Here is a 21,231-nt window from a genome sequence, read left to right on the forward strand (position 1 = left end):
TGTATCTCCAAAACTGGATTAAGATTGTTGCTACTTTCTTGAAACTACCCAAAGATAATCTCAAAAAAGACAGCAACGCTCAAATATATCGTTCAGTTTGCCCATTCCAGAAAACTGGAGGTAAACGAAGGACATACTCAAGTTAAGGCGAAAACATTTGCACAGGCTCCTTAACTGTGACTACCAACACCACTAAGTAATATTAGTAGCCAACCTACAATGCAGAGTTTTTACTTAAATTCAATTAGCTATCGTGACAGGATAGTGTCTTTTAACCCGGACAGGGTTTTGGTGGCAGAAAGTGGATTTGAACCACTGATCTTTGGGGACAGGCCCCAACGAGCTAACCAACTGCTCTATTCCGCAAATTTGTCTTTTAACCTAGACAAGGTGGGAGAAAGTACAGGAATTGAACCTGCAACACATCGATTAAGAGTCGATTGCTCTACCAGTGAGCTAACTTTCGGGTGTTTGATGTAGGAATCGAACCTACGACTAGCCGAGTACCTCGGATGCTCTACCACTGAGCTAATCAAGCGATGGAGTAACAAGCCATTGCTCTACGGTATACACTCAATCCAAAGGTTGGCGCACCAGTCGGGTATACAGAACCCGAACCATAGTTGAGCAGATGTATTATTACCTTGTAATTCAATGTAGCACAAAAAAATTATCTTACGTAAATTGCCATTTAATTTATTTTTTATGTTTGGGCGATCGCAGCACCACTAAAACTGTAGTTAGAATAGAAAAAACCAGCTAACCAACTAATAACAGGCAATTGTACTCATATCTATCAAATTAATTAGCTCCAGACATTATTTTTAATTGAATTTAGGCATATTTAACGGATATTTACAGCTAATGATAGAGTGCATCCGTATTTTCAATCATTAGGATACAAGTAGTTGGAAATATTCATCTACTAACAATATTCTCATTAAAATACTATGTCTGTTAATTGCTTGAAACCAAGAAATAAAAATCATGATACTGATACAGATAATCCTAATCAAGCATCAACAAAGGTAGAAATAGCTCTAGCATTAGATCAAATCAAAAGTTGTGTTTGGATGATAGGTATTCCATCATGGTTATTTGCCATAACAGACAGAAGTTTTGCGATGTTGTCGGATGGAAACTTATCACCAGTAGATATATTGCAACTATTGATGACTTGCCTGTTTTTTGTGAGTTGGATTTATTTAAAACCAGAGGAAAGTTTAACCAGCAATGATGTAGAGCCGAATGAATATGCAGAATATCTCAGTCGCAGCCAAGCCCTCAAGCTTAGGCTGAAGAAGCGACACATGATTAGCCAAGATTACATTTTACCTTTTCCTTACTATTGCCAAATCTATCACCTGCTAAACTTAAAACACTTAGAAACCGTTCATAAATTCAGCCTGAATAGTTTAAAAATTTTGAGTATCAGTCAATTCCAAACAACTCATATCGGAGGAGTACTGAAATTTAACACTATGTTGCAACCAAATATGAATCTGTTGAGATTTTGGCGGCAACCAATAGTAGAAGTAGATTTAATTTTACATACTCCCTATACTATTGAACTGAGCATTCCTGCATATAACGATAAAAGAATCGTTGTCCTCTTTCATACTTTCCCTATTAGTGAGAAGGAACATCAATTATTTATCGATATCTATAGTGATTTAGATTGGCCGAAGCCAATATTGCAATTTGTTTTACACTGCGCCACTTGTTTGACACTTTTTGAAGATTTGCCATATTTACAGGCTTTAGCAGACACCAATGTTGAGCGTTTATTTAATATCAATTCGGCTTCTAAGCATGAAACAATGTTATTGTTTAAACGATTCGTAGAACTGTATGGTACTCGACAAAAAAGCATCCAGCTACCAGAATCGACATAAGTTTGCTAAACAAACAGATCCCCGACTTCTTTGAGAAGTCGGGGATCTAAAAGTTGCAATTGTTACAATTGACACAAGCGAAGTTATCTAAACAGCAGACTCACTTCCAGCCAATAATGCTTTAGTTGCAGACTCTCCTGCTTTTTTCAATTTGCGCGTTAGTTGAGATACTAAAAATGTTGCGATCGCAAAATGTCCTAAGATTGCCAGAAAATAAGCCAATGGTAATCCATTAATGCTTAGTGGAGATAAAACAATGACTGGCGCAGCAATGGAAAATAGCCAAACTATAGGGTAGTTTTCAGGTCGATTAAAAAATATTCCTAAGAAAATGGGTGGGAGTATAATCACAGACATTAACACCCCTGCTGCCCATAATTGGCGCTGTTCATTTTTCATGAAGAGAATTAACTGAGTTAAGGCTGCAAATATCACAGCTAAACTACCTGCAAGCACTAGCGCCATCCAGGCATTCGTTTTACTTTCGATGCTGACTTGCGAAATCAAAGCAAAGCAGCTTAAGCAAGTCACAGACATGATAACATTAATAGCGATCGCTAAAATTCCTGGGCTTTTTTCTCCCCAGATTAAATCCTGAATTAAACTAGTTTTGCTTAATTCTTTAGTTTGCTCAATATGTCGGTATCTAGTCCAATCTTGCAGTGTTTGACGACCAGGGGTAATCGCAGCAATTAAATATAAAAATAGCCCCAAATTCAAAACCATTAAAAACCCGAAATTTTCCTGAATTGAATAAGTTCTAGGTAATTTATCGAATATTAAATCTTTCCAATCAGCACATCCTAAAATGATGAAATTAAAAACAGCAGTTAGTAAATAACTCTGCTTTTTGCTCAACATAGTTATATTAGGATCACGGAAACAACGCTGTAAAGATTGCCAAAAAAAGTATGCCCCGATAAAGTAAACTACTACTGCAAAGACAGCCATAGTAATAAAGCTTTCTCCTATGGATAACATGAACCAATGAAAAGATTTGAAATTGGGAATAGCAAAACTAAATTTCTCGTCTATTTCAATATCAAAATATGGCATTAAAAAATAGGGATTAAGTAGCCCAAAAAAGCTCGCCGGATTGTTAGCATAAAAATTATATGATAAAGCTTCCTTAGTAAATGTGAGATATCCTAATAATGCGCCAATTCCCAACCAAGGCTGAAAAACTCCTAACCAAGAACCAACCAAGCCAAATAGTAATGCTGCACTGTAGTAGAAAAAACTAGCCCCGATGACTATTGCATCAAAACTGATAATTTCCATCACAGGAATTTTGGCATTCAAACCCATCCATAAATGCAAAGGTAACGCTAATATTACAGCCACATAAAGTAAAGCTGGAACACCAAGCATTTTTCCCAATAAAATACTCTGTGGTGATTGGGGACTCAGGCGGATAAAATTTAGGGTATCGCGTCTTTGTTCTGTAGCTAAGTCATTAATTAGTAGATAACTACCTGCTGCTAATAAACCAAAGCTCACAATAATATTTACCCAAGTAAAGACATCCCAAGACCACAATTGCCAATTGATAATTACATTACCGAACCCATCAGCAAGACATCCAGGTAAGTCAGACTTGATTGTACCCGTGCAGTATCTATGGGTAAGGTTTTGTACAGCATCATAGCGTGTAGGTAACTGGGCTTGAAAGGATATAAATAAGATAAATTGACCCAGCAATGATAACGCAGATGTTAATAAAATATTTCGGGGTTTCAGTCTTCCTTTAAGTTCCCGAAATAACTGCGGATTTCCATTTCCTAAGTAATTTATTAATGCTTCTATCATGAATATTTCTCCTCATTAACTAGTTAATTATCTATAGCAATCCTAAATGATGTGCAAACATCTCTCTACCTTTTCTCCCTTGTCCCCCTTGTCAAATAGGACTGCTATATTGCTGATGAATTACCGTCCGGCTAATAATGCTTTTGTTGCAGATTCCCCAACTAACTTCACCTGATTTGCCAGATTTACATTTAACAAAGCTAAAACAGTGAACTCAGCTAAAAGCGACATAAAAGTTGTTGTTGTGGCTGAGTATTCCAAAGCAGCCCAAGGAAAATTAGAAAATAACCAAAACATAGTATTAGTTTCAGGTCTGATTTCTAATAGAGCCAAAATTATTGGTGGCGTAAATATTAATATCCCTAGAATAATACTGGACAAAAACACCCGTTTGGAAGTTTTTAACAATAAGATGCTCTGTAATATGGTGGCATAAATCATCGTTATAGCAATGAACATCGCCACTCCTAAAATAGCTTTCAGCCTGCCAATTCGATTCACCCAATCAATAGCATTGTTATGATGAATATTCAAAGCTGGAGCGAGTAAAATCCATACTAGTAAGGGGATAGTTATGATTATTAAACTCACTCCAACTGAAACTATTACGGGACTTTTATCCTGCCAAATTAAATCACGCCATACAGATTTATTACTAAAAGCATTGCTACTAGATGTTTGTTGATGACGATATCTTGCCCAATCTTGTACTTGTTGTCTACAAGGAGACAAAATCATAAACAAACAAGTTAGTAAAACGAAGTTAAGAAATATAAGCCAGAAGAAGTTTTGACTTATTTGATAATTCAAATCATAGTAACAGTTTATTGGTTTATTGTCTCGGTAAGCAAGGCAGTAATTTTTAGTATATTGCAGGGTAAATCCCCAAAAAATTACTTGATAGCCAGCTACCAATAAGTAACTTTGTCCTTTACTAAGTAAGGTAGCATTAGGATTACGAAACCGCCTTCCAAGTGCTTGCCAAATCCAATAGCAGCCAACACCATAATTGAGTAGGTGTAACCCTGTAAATGTGAAAACATTTCTTCCTAATGGTAGGTAGAAAAATTGAGTTTCTCCTAACAATGATGGGTTGCTGTTATTCAAGAGACTTGGGAACATATATTTCAGCATATCAAACGGGGTTAGTAGCCTCAGCCAAGCTGCTGTGGTGTGTAAATCTTCGCTACTAAATGCAAATTGCATTGCATTTAACAAAAATATGAAAACTGCACCACTAGCCAACCAAGGCTGAAAACCACTAAATCGATTACTCATCAAACCAAATAATAATGTGGCACTGTAAAAGAAGAAGCAACTAGCAGCTAAGACGATATAAAAGCTAACAATATAACTGATGTTAACTTGGGCAGAAATTCCTGACCAAATATGCAAAGGAATCGCCAAGGAAATTATCAAGTACATGATAATTGGGACTCCTAGCATTTTGCCAGTTAAAATGCTGGTTTCTGGCTGGGGACTGAGGCGGATGAAATTTAGAGTACCGCGCTTTTCTTCTTGAGCAAGATTGTTGACTAGTAAATATGTACCAGCGACTAATAGTGTGTAGATAAAAACTATGCAGAGTGTAATAAATATGTGTTCCCAGTGGTCACGCCACCACATTTGAAAATTAATTTCGGACATGGGGCATGGTTGCTGATATAGGTTGTAATCTAACTGTTTTTGTTGTGCTTTGAGGAATTGTAATTTATCTGGTGATTGAGTCTTTTCTATGAGTTTAGAGACTGATTCAAGTTGCTTTTGATGAACCTTGCTCAGATTACAATACACACCATTTAGGGGATATTTATTATTAGGATATTCTCTAAGATGATAGATAAATAATCCCAACTGAGCAATTAGAGAGATAGCGAAAGCAAATATTAAGTTAAAAACTTTGAGACGACCTTTGATTTCTCGTAAAAGTTGAGGGTTCCAATCGCCAATTTTATCCAAAAAATTGAGATACATAGGAGAAATGATTCTAAGTTAAAAATTTGATATTTTAAGATGCTTGTTTATGACCCAGCTTGAGGAAAATGCTTTCTAGGTCTTCTTGTGTGCAATGAAAGTCAGTGATGGGGATATTAGCTTGAATTAGCGATCGCAATAATTCTGCACAAGCATTCTGATCACCAGAAAAGTTCACGCGTAGATTATTAGTTCCTGGTAAAACTTCCCATGCTTCTACCAAAGGATGATTTTTTAATTCACTAATTACAGCATCAACTTTGCCTAAGGTTGACAACATAATTTGTTGTCGAGCTAAACGCTGATAAAGTTGTTTTAGTGAAGCACTTTCTACTAAAAAACCTAACTCCATAATTCCAATTGAAGTACACAGTTCCGCTAAATCGCTGAGAACATGGGACGAAATTAAAATTGTCATCCCAGCTTCTTGCAAAGCTTTGATAATTTCGCGGAATTGCATTCTGGCGATGGGGTCAAGTCCAGATACAGGTTCATCTAGTAGTAATAAAATCGGCTCATGGATGATAGTGCGGGCTAAACTGAGGCGCTGTTTCATCCCCCGCGACAGCGTAGAAATTAAACTGTTGCGTTTATTCCCCAATTGAATGAGTTCTAAAACTTCGTGTAGACGCTGAGTGCGACGAGGTTCGCGCAAACGATACAACCGCGCAAAGTAATCGAGGTAATCCCAAACTGTTAAATCTTCATACAGAGGATAGTCATCGGGTAAATAGCCAAGACGACGCTTGATAGTCGGGTTACTCTTGTCCCGTACCATGCGATCGCCGTTAATATATATTTCACCCGTAGTTGGTTCTTCAGCCGTTGCTAACATCCGAATGAGAGTTGTTTTACCCGCACCATTCGGCCCTATCAGTCCGTATACTTCACCCGTTTCGATTTCTAAATGAACATCATTTACGGCTATGTACCGTTCAAATTGCTTGGTGAGTCCACTGGTGCGAATTGCTAATTCTTTTACCATAGCTACAAGAGTACGGTGGTTAATTACACACTAACCTAGCCTCTCTTTAGCCCTGTTGTCAGTCTCGTTTCCAAAATTGAAACTGAGTTATGATCAAATTTATCTTTAGTGTTTAAATATACAGCTAATAACATTTCAGGCTGATAAAAAAGTAGGTAAAGTATATAACTTACCTACTAGTTCGCAAATATTCTATTTTTTGAGGGATTTTGACAAATTAAATTTGATTTGATTAGGACTTACGCACAGCCTACGGAAGAACGAACCACAGAGGCGCAGAGAGAAGTTGCGTGCGCGGGTTCCCCGCGTTGAGCAAACTTCGGGAGTTCACGGAGAAATGAGAGTTTGCGAGAGTTTTTGCGTAAGTCCTATATCAATAGGACTCATATTGGATTTCTGAAAAAATCAGTACGCTCAGATCAGGCTTCTTTCCTACTCCCGACTCCCCATTCCCTATTCCCTACCTACACAAATAAATTCAGAAATCAAACCGGATTCCTATATCTGCAAACTTAACTCATCAAAGATGCAGATGAAATAACAGACTGGACATCTTCTGGTGTGTTGTTTGTAACTTGATTACTAAAGGCATAGCGTTGTTCTGGAATGGGATAACCGGCTTCACCAAAGGTTTCACGAATAACTTTGTTGGTGTCAAAATAAACTTGCCAGTAATGTTCGTTATTGCAGTAGGGACGGACGGCTAATACTGGCCCTGCTAAATTAAATGTGATAATTTCTACATCTGGTGCAGGGTTATTAACGACGTTGGGAATTTGGCTGATTCTGGCTTTGAGACGAGCGATCGCATCATTGTGATCAACATTGTGATGTAGCTGTGCCAGCAAATCAACTCGACGGTAAGGATTAGCTGAGAAATTTTGGATATTATCAGAAAAAATCTTGTTATTGGCGACAATTGTTAACACATTATCGGGTGTATTGATACTAGTGGTGAACAGTCCAATTTCTACAACTGTACCTGTGACACCTGCGGCTGTGATAAAATCACCCACTTTAAATGGACTAAAGACAATCAAAAACGCCCCAGCAGCAAAGTTAGCTAACAACCCACCCCAAGCTGCACCGATAGCTACACCAGCAGCCGCTAACAATGCAGCAAACGAAGTGGTTTCTATACCGAAAAAGCCGAGAATGGCGACAACTAAAACAATTCTTAAAGTTACGCCGATGATATTAAGCAGGTAGTTAACTAGAGTTGGATCAACGTGTTGACTGCGAAAACCACGTCTGACTAATTTGAGTGAAAAATCAATCAGCTTTTGTGCCACAATCCATAGAGCGATCGCACCCAGGATTTTCAAGCCAAATGTCGTTAACAGTGCAACTGCTACTTGGCCAATTTGATTAAAATTCATAAACTTTTTTATTTCTTGCTAGTTTTATCCAAAACATTACAAGAAACTGAGCAAAAAGTTTTCAGGAACAGTTTTTTTTTAATGTTTGAGTAAATACCAAAAACTGTTACTCTATTAAAGTTAGTCAGAATTAGTTTATTATCCGCAATTTTATTGTGTTTTTCGATGCTCTTCAATTCTGCTAAAGATGTCATCGATTGTTGAATTTCCTAAAATTTGATCTCTATCTTTTGTGTAATCTCCACTACCTTTTTCAAATTGCTGCATAAATCTTGCCATTCCAGCAGGGACAAGAGCTTTTGTCAAAGCTTCTATTCCCAACCTTCTAATTTCAGCTTGAGTGAGTTTAGTCACGTCTAGCATTGATTACCTCCAATACCCACTGCAAAAATTAAAGCTTCCAGATGTGCATCTTGCTCGGTATGATATTTAATCTGCAAGCATTTACCTAATAGAAACTAGCTATGACTCAAAACTACCGCATTACCTTACTTCCCGGCGATGGCATTGGCCCTGAAATTATGGCAGTGGCGGTAGATGTGCTGAAAGTCGTAGGGAAAAAATTTGATATTGAGTTTGCCTTCCAAGAAGCTTTAATTGGTGGTGCAGCCATTGACGCAACAGGCGAACCTCTACCAGCCGCTACCTTAGACGCTTGTCGCAATAGTGATTCTGTATTACTCGCCGCTATTGGTGGTTATAAGTGGGATACTTTACCATCTCACCAGCGCCCAGAAGCAGGTTTGTTAGGACTCCGCGCTGGTTTGGGGTTGTTTGCCAATTTACGTCCCGCCCAAATTTTGCCGCAATTAATTGACGCTTCGACTTTGAAACGGGAAGTTGTCGAGGGCGTAGATATTATGGTGGTGCGGGAACTGACTGGTGGAATTTACTTTGGTAAACCCAAGGGAATTTTTGAAACCGAAACAGGTGAGAAACGCGGTGTAAATACAATGGTTTACAGCGAGTCGGAAATTGAGCGCATCGGGAGAGTCGCCTTTGAAACTGCCAGAAAAAGACGCGGTAAACTCTGTTCTGTAGATAAAGCCAACGTATTAGAAGTATCGCAGTTATGGCGCGATCGCATCACGAAACTGTCCGCCGAATATCCCGATGTCGAACTGTCTCACCTTTATGTTGATAATGCCGCGATGCAATTAGTCCGCGCTCCGAAACAATTCGATACGATTGTTACCGGGAACTTGTTTGGTGATATTCTCTCTGATGCGGCGGCGATGTTAACTGGCAGTATTGGGATGTTACCTTCTGCGAGTTTGGGTGCTTCTGGCCCTGGTGTATATGAACCAGTCCACGGTTCTGCACCGGATATTGCAGGACAAGATAAAGCTAATCCTTTAGCGCAGGTTTTGAGTGCAGCGATGATGTTACGCTACGGGTTAAATCAGCCACAAGCAGCAGATAGCATCGAAAAAGCTGTGTTGCAAGTTTTAGAGCAAGGCGATCGCACAGGCGATATCATGTCACCAGGAATGAACCTTTTGGGTTGTCAGGCAATGGGTAACTCACTCATTCAGGCACTAGAGAAATAATTCTTTTTGCATAAACTCGCCAAATTGGCAATCTTTACAGAAACTTTCGGGTACACTATAGACAAAATCTAGTAAGTAGATAGCAGTAACATAGTGTACGCTTTACGACAAGAGACAACTAATTTCACCGCCTCTAGAATCCAGCCACCTCTGATTGATCCCGCAGTCATCAGGGCGGCTGGCAAGATTTACTACACTTATTGTGAAGTACATCCTGAAATTGCGGGGCAACCTTCTGGGGTAGCAATTAATCGTGTTACCCATCGCGGTAAAGTCATTTTTACCAACCAACCCGTTCTCTTACCGCAAGAATGTTTTGTGCCTTTAAATCAAATTGAGTCACACATGTATTAGTTATTAGTCATTGGTCATTGGTCATTGGTCATTTGACAAAGAACAAATGACAAACGACAAATGACACAGAACAATTGACAAATGACTATATGGACTTTTTAATGGCCGTTCCGGCGATTATTGTTGTTTTCGCCTTGGGTGCATCTATAGGTAGCTTCATTAACGTTGTAGTTTATCGAATCCCTGCGGGGTTATCGATTCTTTGGCCACCGTCCCGTTGCCCCCATTGCTTAAACCAGCTAAAAGCTTATGACAATGTACCCGTGCTGGGATGGTTGTGGTTACGCGGAAAATGCCGTTATTGCAAAAATAAAATAGCTGTTCGTTATCCCGTAGTAGAAGCAATAACGGGATTAATTTTTGTTGTGATTTTTTTAGTATTTCAAGTTTCCATCGCTACGTTAGGATATTGGGCTTTTTGTAGTTGGCTGTTGGCTTTAGCCTTAATTGACTTAGATACCATGACTCTCCCCAATGCCCTAACACAATCAGGTTTAGTGTTAGGCTTGGGATTTCAAATAATTAGCGGTTTTACCCACGAAGCCAGCAGTGTCAGTATAGTTAGACACCTGATGATGGGGATAGTTGGTGCAGTTATTGGTTTATGGCTATTTGATGGCATCGCCTTTGGTGGTTCAATAGCTTTAGGTAAAACGGCGATGGGTGCGGGAGATGCCAAACTTGCAGCGATGATGGGTGCTTGGCTGGGTTGGCGGTATTTGCTGTTAGCTAGTTTAATTGCCTGCGCCGTGGGAGTATTAATAGGTGGATTAGTATTGGTGCGATCGCGCCAAAAAACCGGAGTAAAAATCCCCTTCGGCCCTTTTTTAGCACTAGGCGCAATCATCACTGTCTTTACCGGGCCAGCCATTTTATCGGCTTATTTGAAATTTGCCTTTCCATCCTAGCTAAATAATATTAGAGTAAGGGTGAAGGGGTATAGGGGTGTACTTCGACTACGCTCAGTAACCAGGATGTAGGTATTCAAAATCCTTACACCCTCAAACCCTCACACCCTTACACCCAGTCTCCATAGAAAATCTTTGTGTGTAAGTTATGGGTTAATCAAACACCCAGATTAACCGATACAATCGTTTAAACAGACTCTACAACTATTACTAGAAATTCCATCCTGTCATTGCGCCGCTAACTTTTCAGCTTTTAATTTACGTAACCTTTCAACAACTGGATTAGGGTTGCGGCTTTGTTCTTCTCTCATGAGATCGCCCCACTCTAGCCAATCCTTCAGATAAGCATCTACAGCTTGTTTATTGCCTGATTGTAACATCAAACAAATTTCAGCGAGTCTTTGCAAGAGAAGTTGGGCGATCGCAAGTTGAATATTTTGCGCCGTGCCAGCGATCGCCTGATAAGATAATATAACTAAGACTATTTATGCGTTTTTGGTGTCCTGTTTAAGACAAGCACTGACGATTATTAATGACTGTAACGGTCATTACCCCATTGCCGCTTCACCTTTTGATAATATCAACACTGTGACTTGTATTACCCTCTTAACGAAAGCGACCCGTTGGCAAGACTAAAGCCACAGATGCTAACTGCTCAGAAACTAGCAAAATTATTTACAAAATATGGAAACATTAGATTGCCGCTAGGGTTGGGTAACAGCGTCTTTTTTCGGGAGTTGGTATTCCAATGGACTTGACTTGACTAATACATTTACAAAATCATATCCGCGAGAGACTTGTATTGGTATAAGCATTTTCGTTAAGCTGGCAACCAAAGATGCAAAATAAGGTCTGAATTGCTTATAAGCGTAATTTTGGTTACGTAGTCATGAGGCGTTTGTCCTGGGCTAATGACAAATGATTCATGACCAATGACTGTTTTTGACCCATACCCACTTGAATAAGATAAAAATGGCAAACAACGAAGAATCACGCGGTTTAAAGTCTCTGTTTGATTGGTTTGCAAATCGAAAAAAATCAGGCTCTACCAACCTGGAACGGCAAGAACGGGAAATTGCTGACGGGCTATGGCACAAATGTTCTCAGTGTGGTGTTTTAACCTATACAAAAGATTTGAGAGCTAATCAAATGGTCTGCGTCGAATGTGGACATCATAATCGGGTAGACAGCGATGAACGCATCCGCCAATTGATAGATAGCAATACTTGGCAACCGATAAATGAGCATTTGCGCCCGACCGACCCCTTACAATTCCGCGATCGCAAACCTTATAGCGATCGCCTGCGGGAAATGGAAACCAAACTCGGTCTGATCGATGCAGTCAAAACTGGTTTGGGACAAATAGACGGAATGCCTGTAGCCTTGGGAGTAATGGACTTCCGGTTTATGGGTGGTAGTATGGGTTCCGTTGTCGGCGAAAAAATCACCCGCTTAATTGAACAAGCCACCGGACGACGTTACCCTGTAGTCATTGTCTGTACCTCTGGCGGCGCGAGAATGCAGGAAGGTATGCTCTCCCTGATGCAGATGGCGAAAATCTCCGCAGCTTTAGATCGCCATCGAGAAGCCAGATTATTGTACATTCCTGTATTGACCAACCCGACCACAGGCGGCGTAACCGCTAGTTTTGCCATGTTAGGCGATATTATTTTGGCAGAACCCAAATCTACAATCGGTTTCGCTGGTCGGCGCGTCATTGAGCAAACCCTCCGCGAAAAATTGCCAGAAGATTTCCAATCTGCGGAAGATTTACTCAAGCATGGCTTTGTAGACGAGATTGTGCCTCGTACTCAGTTAAAGAAAACCTTAGCACAGCTAATTGCTTTACACCAACCAGTTACAACAGCCCCTTCGATGATGCTGTGGGAGTCGATGACATTGAGTTCTACAGCTGTTGAATAATGAGTGGATGGGAAGGGGACAAGGGGGACAAGGAAGGCAAGGAGGACAAGGGGGACGGAAGAAAGATTGCTACCTTGTCTACCCCCTCTACCTTGTCTCCCCCCTCCTTCATCTTCCTGGTTCTTGTACAAAAAACAATGGTATAAGTGCAGCTAGGCGCAACAAGCCAGAGAGGGCAAATAAGCCAAGTAAACCTCCCCACAGGGCAAATTGAGCAATGAAACTGCCTATGGTTGTGCCTAAAGCGCCACTAGCACCAGCAACCGCCGCCGCGATCGCAAAATAAATTGACTGATTTTTCATGGGTGCGATCGCTAATTGTAAATTGTTATTACACAAGTCTATGGCTGCCCAAGTTATGCCAGCCAAAATATGCAAAAGTGGCAACCATAGCCAAATATCCATTTGACTGGCATTAATTCCCAACCATAAAATTGGTGTCAGTCCTACCAAAATTCCCACAAAAATTAAGATGGGTAAATTTCCTACCCTGTCTGCTAATTTGCCCCACCAAATCATCATCAATAAATTTGCACCAGCCTGTAAACTGCCGTAAAGCGTCACCCAGCTAACATCTATATTCAGAGTATCTAACATATAAAGGTTAAAAAAAGGTGCGCTCAAATGAACAGCAAACATCCATAAACTGATATAAATCAGTAATGTTAAAAAATTGTAGTTTTGCCAAATACTAATAGTAGGTAACGTAACTAATTCATCTGTTGTATTCTTTGGAGAAGTAGAAGCTAAAGAATTTTGTAATTGAGGATTAATATCTACTTTGAAATATTGACAGCCAATGCTGATCATGCCAAATATCACCCCAATTAACAGCACTATTCCATAGCCTTGAATATTTCCACCATACCAATGAGATACAACTAAACCAGCCAAAGGCATACAAATTAAATTAGTTAAGCTAATTGCACTGTTGCGAATCCCGAAATACCTACCGCGCAGTCTTCGGGGAACAATCATAGCTAACCAACTCATCCAAGATGCACAACCCAAACCACCTAAAAGATGAGTGGCTAAAACAATCAATAATGTCAATACAACTAACTGTTGCGAACTGATACCGCCCCAACTAAAAATAGCAATAGCGATCGCTAAAATTAACCACAATAATCGCGCTGTGCCATATATTCCTAAAGCATAGCGAAAACGGCTAGTAGTACGTTCTGATAAATAAGCACCCAAAGGCTGAATTAAATTTACCAGCATGGGTATAGAAGATAATAATCCAAACACTACCGGACTAGCATCTAATTCCACTAGGAAATTGCTAAGTAAAATACCACCAGTGGTAATCCCAAAAACCGTTGCTAAAACAGCATCCACCGTAGAGGCGCGTAAACTAGTCCGAATAGCATCTTTGGGAAGTCGAAAAGTAGGTCTGGGAGTCGGAACAAGAGTATTTGGCTGTGTAACAATCTGGGGTATTTCCAGAGTTTCCAGATTCAGAGAAGCAGCAGTTTCAATCTGAACAAAATCCATAGTTATTGTTTGTAACGCACCTCAGCGAAGTGTCAGTGACATATTGAGGAATAGAACCTTCCTCATTGGGGTTGGTGATAATTTTTAGTTATTTTATCTTGATTATTTTCAACAAAAATTCAGATTTATTAAACATCTGTCTTGAGCTACAGACGATATAAGTGAAGTGAAAACTACTGTCATCCATCTGTGAAAAGAATCAACTTGGGGAAATTTTTGGGTGTAGTGATGGCGATCGCGATCGCTATTATTGGCTGTCACAAGCTACCATTAACAACAAGCAACACTGTCACCGTCAAACTGAGTGGTTGGGCGGGTTCCCAGGTTGAGCAAAAGCTACTAAAACAAGTTCTACAAGACTTTGAAGCCCAGTATCCCAACATCAAAGTTAAATACGAAGTTATTTCCGACCAATATATGGATGTCATCAAAACCCGTTTGGTTGGAGACGCGGCTCCTGATGTATTTTATCTTGATGCACTGGAAGCGCCTTTTTTGATGAGTCAAAATGTTTTGGAACCTTTAGATAATTACATTCAACCAGAATTTGATATAGAGGACTTTGAAGTTACCCTATTAGATAGTTTTAAGTACCAAAACCATATTTATGGGCTTCCTAAAGACTATTCTACATTAGCTCTTTTTTATAACACAAAATCTTTTGCTGCGGCAGGCTTAAATAGTCCCCCAACTACTTGGTCAGAACTGCGTTCTTACTCCCAGAAATTAACAAGCAAGCTCAACAAATATGGTTTTGGCGAATTGCCTGAATTAGCAAGACAAGCATATAAAATGAAAGCTTTTGATGGGCAAATTATTGATGAGAACGGTTACGCTACTTTTGCTAGTGAACAGAGCTTACAAGGATTACGATTAGTTATCGACCAGTATCAAAAAGATAAATCCTCTGCCCAAAAATCTGATGTTGGCACAAACTCAGGTAGCGAAATGTTTGGACAGGGTAAAGTCGCAATGGTGATTGAAGGTAACTGGGCAATTCCTTATCTGCAAGAAACCTTTCCTCAACTGGAATTTGCCACAGCAGAATTACCCAGCATTAACAATCAAAAAGGCACGATGGTGTTTACTGTCGCCTATGTGATGAACAAGCAATCTCAGCAAAAAGCAGCAGCTTGGGAATTAATTTCTTACCTAACTGGTAAAGCGGGAATGCAAAAATGGACAGCCACAGGATTTGCACTACCAACCAGAAAATCGGTAGCACAAAAATTAGGCTATGACAAAGATACTCTGCGAAAACCATTGCTTGCCGGAGTGAATTATGCAACACCTTGGCAAATTGGTAAATATCCCGCAGCTATTATGAATAATTTTGATAATCAATTTGTCAGTGCTTTGTTAGGACAACAACCATTACAGCCAGCAATGTTAAAGGCGCAAACCACAGCTAATCAACAAATTAAACTGATGGAATAGTCTATATGGCGTTTACTAGTTAACTGAAGAACAAATTTATCCGCGTCCATCTGCGTTTATCTGCGGTTAATTATTTTTGTCTGTACCTCACTAGGTTAAGAAAGGCTCTAAGATACCCGACTTCTTGAAGAAGTCGGGTATCTGGATAACATACTTTCCCAATAATTTGATGCCTAATCAATTTCCCATTCTAATCTCAAGGTTTCTAACTTAGGATTTTTGACACTTAATCGCTTACATTCTTCCAAAAATTCTTTCACCTGTTCTTGAGTCAAACTTAAACCCCCATCTTGGAGATTATGAATAAAAGTAATTACATCAGAAGTTGTCAAATATGAACTGATTTCTTCCAACAAAATAGCATTGTTGACTTCTCGACAAACTAACTCAATATCAGATGAAGTAAATCTGATGCTTTTCTCAGCCAACATTTCAAAATTAACCGACTGTTCCAGAGTAATTTGTGACAAATAATGCTTAAATATTTCGGCTCGCTCTGCTTGATTTGGGGGGAAAATCGGTACTTTCCAATCTAACCTGCCAGAACGTTTTAAGGCATTATCAATACCACTTAAATAATTAGTAGCAGCAATGACAATGACATCACTATTTTTAATATTGTTCAGTTCAATCAATAATTGATTGATTGTGGCTCTTTGGTCAGTATGGGAGTTTTCATCATTACGGTTGAAACCAATACTATCTAATTCATCAATGAATAATACAGAAGGGGCTTTTTTCTTAGCTTGGACAAAAATATCACGAATATTTTTCTGACTTTGACCTATCCATACACTAATAATATCAGCCGGAGAAAACTTAAAGAAATATCGCCCTGATTCATTAGCAAAAGCATTGGCTAGTAATGTTTTACCACACCCAGGTAATCCATAAAACAAAATTCCCCCAATTGCGCCTTTATGTCCTTTAGATTGTAATTTGAGCAGTTTATTTAATTTTTCTTTTTCCTCATTTAGCCCTTTGACTTGGCTGAAGTCAAGTTTGACTTGTTTGGTAACTGGGGTGATTTGTCTTGTGGCTTGTCTTTTAACTCTATATTCAAAAGTTGGATAATCAATAGTGTCAAACGCCACAGGGACTAATTGATGTTTTTCATAATCTGGTGTCATCACTATAGTTTTAAAGTTAGCACCATAGTATTCTGATAGTTTATACTCTAAAATCTCTTTGGTTTTTTTGAGTTGATAGTAATTGCGAGCAATTTCAAATCCAGGGACGACTAACCAAACACTCTCTAAATTATTTGGCCATACCTGAGATTTCCGCAAAATTCTCTTAATCATATCAAAAAAGAGATTATTGTCAGCAAACTCGTTATATTTGAGGGTTTCTATTTCGACCACAATTTTGTCTTTAATATATACTTCTACTTTTTCAGTTTGATATTCTTCATATTCGTATTCTTCCTCATCTTCTTTATTATCTTCATCTTGAGAGGTTAATTCGACTTCACAGCCAATGTGTGATAATTCATATCCAAGACTTTCTAGTGTTTTGATCGCAAAATATTTCAGATAGATGTATTCAGTACTTTCTTGTTGCCACTTCAGATGATAAAGATGTTCAGGCTTCATCTTGAGTAACAATTGTGATTCAGCTTGAATTTGCGCTTTTTGCAGTTCTAAGAAATAATTGAGGAGAGATACATCATCTTCTTCTGTTTGATAATAAGGCAGTTCTAATAATAAACGGAAGTGAGCTAAAATCTCTTCCTTTCGCTCAATAGCACTTTCATGAGAATATTTACATCTGAGGGTAAAAGTAAAGGGAATTTTACTAGCAACTGTATCTACTAAATGTCCTAAGCTATCTTCTTTTTGCTGGGCTTGAATTTCCAACACCGATGGACAGTGGAATAGAATAAATGATTGTGTGGAGTTATACTTATTTAAAGATAAAGATATAGATTCAAACTGCTCATCAAACTTTTCTGAATCTAGTAATTCTAAGCCAGTACCACCTAAGATGACACTTGTCATTGTTGAACGATAAAAGTGAAATATATTAGCACCCTTAATAGAACTTTCCTTATCGTTTTCACAATCATCATCAGAGTCAATAATATTAGTTGTAAACTGGCGTACAGAAGAACTGGCAACTTCACTTGAACCTTGATATTGAAATTTTCTAATCAGTTCATAATTGAAGATTTTGACGACGATATCAGAAAAGAAATCGACATCTTGAGGAATGAGAAAAATCCCCATCGGTTGATTAGAATCTAAGCAAGCTTGGAAGCGTTCATATTCTTGCTCAGAGCCAAAGTCAAATAAATAGTAAAAGAAATCATGTTTAACTTGAATTGTTTCTTTCAATTTTTGCGAAATTGCTGCTGAGTTGAAATTTTCATCACTAAGTTTTATACCTTTGAGAGAAATATCTATTTTTGTATCTAAAGGAATATATAAATCAAAAGCAGGTTCAGCATACAATCCTAAATTTTCCAGAGCAGTATTGAAATCATCAATGAATGCCTGACTTCGGCGTTGATAGCCAAACTGTTCCATGATGGTTTTCACTCGTAGGCTTTTTTTGGCTTTACCAGTTCTTTGTAGTTCATTTTTAATCGAGTTTAAGTAGGCTGTATATGACATTTTGTCTCCTGACAATCACCAGATATATTTTTCCCAAAATGAGATATACAGTAACTTCCGCCATTATTTCTGAAGAGATTTCATCAAACGCTACCATAAATAATCATGTATACCTATCGCTAAAACAAGGTTGTACATAATTAAGCGGAGGTGAAATTGTGTGGCAAGTTAGCGGAAGACAGCAAAATATTAGTTGGAATCTGACGGAAAATCTAGCTGCTTATTTCTTCCTTGCGCCCACGCTGTTGGTTTTGGGCACTTTTGTTGTATTACCAATTCTCTACGCCGTCTTTCTTTCGCTACATAAAGTGCAGCTTCTCGGCGGAATTGAATATGAATTCATTGGCTTTCGCAATTTCAGCCGCTTAGTTGAAGATGAACGCGTCTGGATAGCTTTGAAAAATACGACGGAGTACGTGGCTATTGTTGTACCGTCGCAAACTATTTTGGCTTTAGTTTTGGCGGTAACTCTCAATTCTGGAATTCGGGGAAAAAATTGGTGGCGTATCCTTTATTTTTTACCCACAGTGACTTCTTCCGCAGTGCTGACGCTGATTTTTATGTGGATTTATAACACGGATGGGCTACTGAATGATGTTTTAGGTTTTTTGGGTTTACCTACGTATAACTGGTTGGGTGATCCCAACGTGGCACTCAAAGGCATCATGATGATGAATATTTGGTCAACAGCGCCATTTTATATGGTGATTTATCTGGCGGCTTTGCAAGATATCCCACAAAAATTATACGAAGCGGCAGAACTAGATGGGGCAAATGTTTGGCAGCAGTTTATATATATCACTATCCCCATTCTTAAGCCTGTAACCTTTTTTGTCGTCGCTATCGGGATAATTGGGACTTTTCAGTTATTTGACCAATCTTATATTTTCTCTGGTGGGACTGGCGGGCCGAATAACGCAACTCTGACTTTAGTGTTATTGATTTACCAAGCTGTATTTCGTAATTTACAGATGGGGTATGCGGCTGCGATCGCATTTTTATTAGCATTAGTCATCATCACCATGACTTTAATCCAACGGCGTTTATTTGGAGGCGAAAAAATTTGACTACAATTTCTCGCATTCCTTGGCTCAAATTATTGTTATACGTGGTGCTGACGCTTTATGCCGTTATTACACTAGTCCCCTTTCTTTGGGCGTTGTCAGCTTCATTTAAACCATTATCAGAGATTGTCAATGGCGGTAATAATTTTATCCCCCAAAATTTTACTTTAAATAATTACACGCAAATATTTTTACAAGAACCATTATTTTGGCGCTGGTTATTTAACAGCGTGTTTATTGCTGTCAGTGTCACAGTATTAAACCTGATATTTAACTCTATGGCGGGTTATGCCTTAGCTAGACTACGCTTTGTCGGGAAAAACTTCTGGTTTTTCTTGATTTTGGCAGTGTTGGCAGTTCCGGCACAAATTACCTTGATTCCCACTTTTTTGATTTTAAAGGCGATCGCTTGGCTAAATTCTTATCAAGGTATGATTGTGCCGGGGATGGTGAATGCGACTTTTATCTTTATGATGCGGCAGTTTTTCGTTAACTTTCCCAGAGAACTAGAAGAAGCGGCACAATTAGATGGTTTAAATACCTGGGGAATTTTTAAATATATTGTTTTACCTTTAGCTAAACCCGCACTCGCAGCCCAAGCCGTTTTCGTCTTTATGGGTAGTTGGAATAATTTCTTATTACCTGTCGTGATTTTATTTGACCCCGAAATGTTTACTTTACCTTTAGGCTTAAACACATTTAAAGGTTTATACATTAGCTACTGGAACTATATCATGGCAGCTTCGATGGTCTTTACCTTGCCAGCATTAGGTATATATGCTTTCTTCAACCGTTACTTTATCCAAAGCGCCACCTTTACAGGCGGGAAAGGATAACCTGAACCAATATACTCATAACTATTTCCCCCTTGTCTACCCTGTCTCCCTTGTCTCCCTTCCCTTATCTCCCAACCATCCTCACCTTCATCCAAATTTTGGGCAACAAATTGCACTCCTAACGTGATATTGGTATTACAGCGACTCAATCTCTATTTGTTAGTTAACCAAACATTATGGGTTTTGCAGGTCTACCGATCGCAGAGATAGCAACATACTACAGTATGACTGTGGCGCAGGTGTTTTCTCTGGATAACCAATTGAGAACTGCCTATAAATGCCACAAGGCTCATTGGGCGTTAGAAAATGCAAAAGCAATTATGGCGCAAACATCGTCTGAAATTCACCAGCAAGGTACTAGTGACTTGGTGAGTTATACCAGAGTCACCTTGTGGGCAATTTCAGGCTGGAGCGAATTTTTAACAACATAGAACAACAGTTAGCAGCACAGAGATTGAGTATCGCATTATTTAGCTGTGTTGAGCGTCAAAATTTTTAAGGGGAAACATGTTTAGAAGATTAATTGGCGTTGTTGTGGTTACTGTTTTACTAACATTTCAGTTAATGGTCGGTGCTGCTTCAGCAGTGGAACTAGACGAAGCTACCAGAACAGTGCCATTAAATGACAAAGGTGATACAATTGTTCTCAGCCTCAAGCAGGTTAAAGAAGGCAAAAGTTTATTTCAATATGCTTGCGCTCAATGCCACGTTGGCGGCGTTACCAAAACCAACCAAAACGTAGGACTGGAACCAGAAGCATTATCATTGGCTACACCAAACCGTAACAACATTGAAGGTTTGGTAGATTACATGAAAAATCCCACCACTTATGACGGGGAAGAGGAAATCTCTGAATTACACCCCAGCCTCAAAAGTGCAGATATTTTCACAGCAATGCGAAATCTGACCGAAGATGATTTAGTAGCCATAGCTGGTCACATCCTCCTACAACCTAAAGTCGTAGGTAACAAGTGGGGCGGTGGCAAAATCTATTACTAAATCTCA

The 21,231-nt window shown here is 39.0% G+C and carries 18 protein-coding genes and 2 tRNA genes; 10 read left to right on the forward strand and 10 right to left on the reverse strand.

Features of this window, described 5'->3' with window-relative positions:
- Positions 1–391 precede the first annotated feature (391 nt).
- A tRNA-Lys gene (locus tag H6G75_RS02190) sits at positions 392–466 on the reverse strand.
- 2 nt (positions 467–468) lie between these two features.
- Positions 469–538, reverse strand: a tRNA-Tyr gene (locus H6G75_RS02195).
- A gap of 412 nt (positions 539–950) precedes the next feature.
- Between H6G75_RS02195 and H6G75_RS02200 the strand changes: the two genes are divergently transcribed.
- Positions 951–1,895, forward strand: a complete 945-nt coding sequence (locus H6G75_RS02200; protein ID WP_190978372.1) for a hypothetical protein — start codon at positions 951–953, stop codon at positions 1,893–1,895.
- An 87-nt stretch (positions 1,896–1,982) separates the two neighbouring features.
- Here H6G75_RS02200 and H6G75_RS02205 read toward each other — a convergent pair whose 3' ends face one another.
- From H6G75_RS02205 to H6G75_RS02225, 5 genes are all read right to left on the reverse strand, one after another.
- Positions 1,983–3,704 (reverse strand): hypothetical protein, encoded by a 1,722-nt coding sequence (locus H6G75_RS02205; RefSeq protein WP_190978373.1) that lies wholly within the window; start codon positions 3,702–3,704, stop codon positions 1,983–1,985.
- 120 nt (positions 3,705–3,824) lie between these two features.
- Positions 3,825–5,678 carry an ABC transporter permease subunit gene (locus H6G75_RS02210; RefSeq protein WP_190978374.1) on the reverse strand — a complete coding sequence of 618 codons (1,854 nt, stop codon included), beginning with the start codon at positions 5,676–5,678 and terminating at the stop codon, positions 3,825–3,827.
- A gap of 34 nt (positions 5,679–5,712) precedes the next feature.
- Positions 5,713–6,663 (reverse strand): ABC transporter ATP-binding protein, encoded by a 951-nt coding sequence (locus H6G75_RS02215; protein WP_190978375.1) that lies wholly within the window; start codon positions 6,661–6,663, stop codon positions 5,713–5,715.
- Positions 6,664–7,175: 512 nt separating this feature from the next.
- The gene (locus H6G75_RS02220) at positions 7,176–8,042 is read right to left on the reverse strand and encodes a mechanosensitive ion channel family protein (RefSeq protein ID WP_190978376.1); all 867 of its coding nucleotides are present in this window, start codon (positions 8,040–8,042) and stop codon (positions 7,176–7,178) included.
- A gap of 150 nt (positions 8,043–8,192) precedes the next feature.
- Positions 8,193–8,405 carry a hypothetical protein gene (locus tag H6G75_RS02225; protein ID WP_190978377.1) on the reverse strand — a complete coding sequence of 71 codons (213 nt, stop codon included), beginning with the start codon at positions 8,403–8,405 and terminating at the stop codon, positions 8,193–8,195.
- A 101-nt stretch (positions 8,406–8,506) separates the two neighbouring features.
- Here H6G75_RS02225 and leuB point away from each other — a divergent pair, with 101 nt between their 5' ends.
- From leuB to H6G75_RS02240, 3 genes are all read left to right on the forward strand, one after another.
- On the forward strand, positions 8,507–9,592 hold the full coding sequence (leuB, locus tag H6G75_RS02230; RefSeq protein ID WP_190978378.1) for a 3-isopropylmalate dehydrogenase: 1,086 nt from the start codon (positions 8,507–8,509) through the stop codon (positions 9,590–9,592).
- 93 nt (positions 9,593–9,685) lie between these two features.
- Positions 9,686–9,946, forward strand: a complete 261-nt coding sequence (locus H6G75_RS02235) for a hypothetical protein (RefSeq protein ID WP_190978379.1) — start codon at positions 9,686–9,688, stop codon at positions 9,944–9,946.
- Between the two features lie 89 nt (positions 9,947–10,035).
- Positions 10,036–10,854, forward strand: coding sequence for an A24 family peptidase (locus H6G75_RS02240; protein WP_190978380.1), 819 nt, complete (start codon positions 10,036–10,038; stop codon positions 10,852–10,854).
- A 227-nt stretch (positions 10,855–11,081) separates the two neighbouring features.
- On the opposite strand, the gene H6G75_RS02245 is transcribed toward H6G75_RS02240, so the two are convergent.
- Positions 11,082–11,234 carry a hypothetical protein gene (locus H6G75_RS02245; protein ID WP_190978510.1) on the reverse strand — a complete coding sequence of 51 codons (153 nt, stop codon included), beginning with the start codon at positions 11,232–11,234 and terminating at the stop codon, positions 11,082–11,084.
- 592 nt (positions 11,235–11,826) lie between these two features.
- Here H6G75_RS02245 and accD point away from each other — a divergent pair.
- Positions 11,827–12,777, forward strand: a complete 951-nt coding sequence (gene accD, locus H6G75_RS02250) for an acetyl-CoA carboxylase, carboxyltransferase subunit beta (protein ID WP_190978381.1) — start codon at positions 11,827–11,829, stop codon at positions 12,775–12,777.
- A 108-nt stretch (positions 12,778–12,885) separates the two neighbouring features.
- Here the strand turns inward: accD and H6G75_RS02255 are convergent, their stop codons facing one another.
- Complete coding sequence (locus tag H6G75_RS02255; RefSeq protein ID WP_190978382.1) at positions 12,886–14,274, reverse strand: MFS transporter; 1,389 nt, start codon at positions 14,272–14,274, stop codon at positions 12,886–12,888.
- Positions 14,275–14,502: 228 nt separating this feature from the next.
- Between H6G75_RS02255 and H6G75_RS02260 the strand changes: the two genes are divergently transcribed.
- Positions 14,503–15,711 carry an ABC transporter substrate-binding protein gene (locus H6G75_RS02260; protein ID WP_190978505.1) on the forward strand — a complete coding sequence of 403 codons (1,209 nt, stop codon included), beginning with the start codon at positions 14,503–14,505 and terminating at the stop codon, positions 15,709–15,711.
- 173 nt (positions 15,712–15,884) lie between these two features.
- Here the strand turns inward: H6G75_RS02260 and H6G75_RS02265 are convergent, their stop codons facing one another.
- Positions 15,885–18,326: a 26S protease regulatory subunit gene (locus H6G75_RS02265; RefSeq protein ID WP_190978383.1), complete on the reverse strand. Its 2,442-nt coding sequence runs from the start codon at positions 18,324–18,326 to the stop codon at positions 15,885–15,887.
- Between the two features lie 158 nt (positions 18,327–18,484).
- Between H6G75_RS02265 and H6G75_RS02270 the strand changes: the two genes are divergently transcribed.
- The 4 genes from H6G75_RS02270 (at position 18,485) to psbV (ending at position 21,225) form a co-directional block, all read left to right on the forward strand.
- Positions 18,485–19,393 (forward strand): ABC transporter permease subunit, encoded by a 909-nt coding sequence (locus tag H6G75_RS02270; protein ID WP_190978384.1) that lies wholly within the window; start codon positions 18,485–18,487, stop codon positions 19,391–19,393.
- On the forward strand, positions 19,390–20,226 hold the full coding sequence (locus tag H6G75_RS02275) for a carbohydrate ABC transporter permease (RefSeq protein ID WP_190978385.1): 837 nt from the start codon (positions 19,390–19,392) through the stop codon (positions 20,224–20,226). The genes H6G75_RS02270 and H6G75_RS02275 overlap by 4 nt, the downstream gene beginning before the upstream one ends.
- A 176-nt stretch (positions 20,227–20,402) precedes the next feature.
- On the forward strand, positions 20,403–20,657 hold the full coding sequence (locus H6G75_RS02280; protein WP_190978386.1) for a hypothetical protein: 255 nt from the start codon (positions 20,403–20,405) through the stop codon (positions 20,655–20,657).
- A 76-nt stretch (positions 20,658–20,733) separates the two neighbouring features.
- Positions 20,734–21,225: a photosystem II cytochrome c-550 gene (psbV, locus tag H6G75_RS02285; protein WP_190978387.1), complete on the forward strand. Its 492-nt coding sequence runs from the start codon at positions 20,734–20,736 to the stop codon at positions 21,223–21,225.
- The last annotated feature ends 6 nt before the right edge of the window (positions 21,226–21,231 follow it).

The organism is Nostoc sp. FACHB-280 (assembly GCF_014697615.1).
GTDB lineage: Bacteria > Cyanobacteriota > Cyanobacteriia > Cyanobacteriales > Nostocaceae > Nostoc_B.

Bases quoted from the DNA above. Each gene is read 5' to 3' on its own strand.
- H6G75_RS02225 (WP_190978377.1), bottom strand. From the start codon at position 8,405: ATGCTAGACGTGACTAAACTCACTCAAGCTGAAATTAGAAGGTTGGGA.
- leuB (WP_190978378.1), top strand. From the start codon at position 8,507: ATGACTCAAAACTACCGCATTACCTTACTTCCCGGCGATGGCATTGGC.
- psbV (WP_190978387.1), top strand. From the start codon at position 20,734: ATGTTTAGAAGATTAATTGGCGTTGTTGTGGTTACTGTTTTACTAACA.
- accD (WP_190978381.1), top strand. From the start codon at position 11,827: ATGGCAAACAACGAAGAATCACGCGGTTTAAAGTCTCTGTTTGATTGG.
- H6G75_RS02280 (WP_190978386.1), top strand. From the start codon at position 20,403: ATGGGTTTTGCAGGTCTACCGATCGCAGAGATAGCAACATACTACAGT.
- H6G75_RS02210 (WP_190978374.1), bottom strand. From the start codon at position 5,678: ATGTATCTCAATTTTTTGGATAAAATTGGCGATTGGAACCCTCAACTT.
- H6G75_RS02240 (WP_190978380.1), top strand. From the start codon at position 10,036: ATGGACTTTTTAATGGCCGTTCCGGCGATTATTGTTGTTTTCGCCTTG.
- H6G75_RS02245 (WP_190978510.1), bottom strand. From the start codon at position 11,234: ATGTTACAATCAGGCAATAAACAAGCTGTAGATGCTTATCTGAAGGAT.
- H6G75_RS02260 (WP_190978505.1), top strand. From the start codon at position 14,503: ATGGCGATCGCGATCGCTATTATTGGCTGTCACAAGCTACCATTAACA.
- H6G75_RS02220 (WP_190978376.1), bottom strand. From the start codon at position 8,042: ATGAATTTTAATCAAATTGGCCAAGTAGCAGTTGCACTGTTAACGACA.
- H6G75_RS02265 (WP_190978383.1), bottom strand. From the start codon at position 18,326: ATGTCATATACAGCCTACTTAAACTCGATTAAAAATGAACTACAAAGA.
- H6G75_RS02215 (WP_190978375.1), bottom strand. From the start codon at position 6,663: ATGGTAAAAGAATTAGCAATTCGCACCAGTGGACTCACCAAGCAATTT.
- H6G75_RS02200 (WP_190978372.1), top strand. From the start codon at position 951: ATGTCTGTTAATTGCTTGAAACCAAGAAATAAAAATCATGATACTGAT.
- H6G75_RS02255 (WP_190978382.1), bottom strand. From the start codon at position 14,274: ATGGATTTTGTTCAGATTGAAACTGCTGCTTCTCTGAATCTGGAAACT.
- H6G75_RS02205 (WP_190978373.1), bottom strand. From the start codon at position 3,704: ATGATAGAAGCATTAATAAATTACTTAGGAAATGGAAATCCGCAGTTA.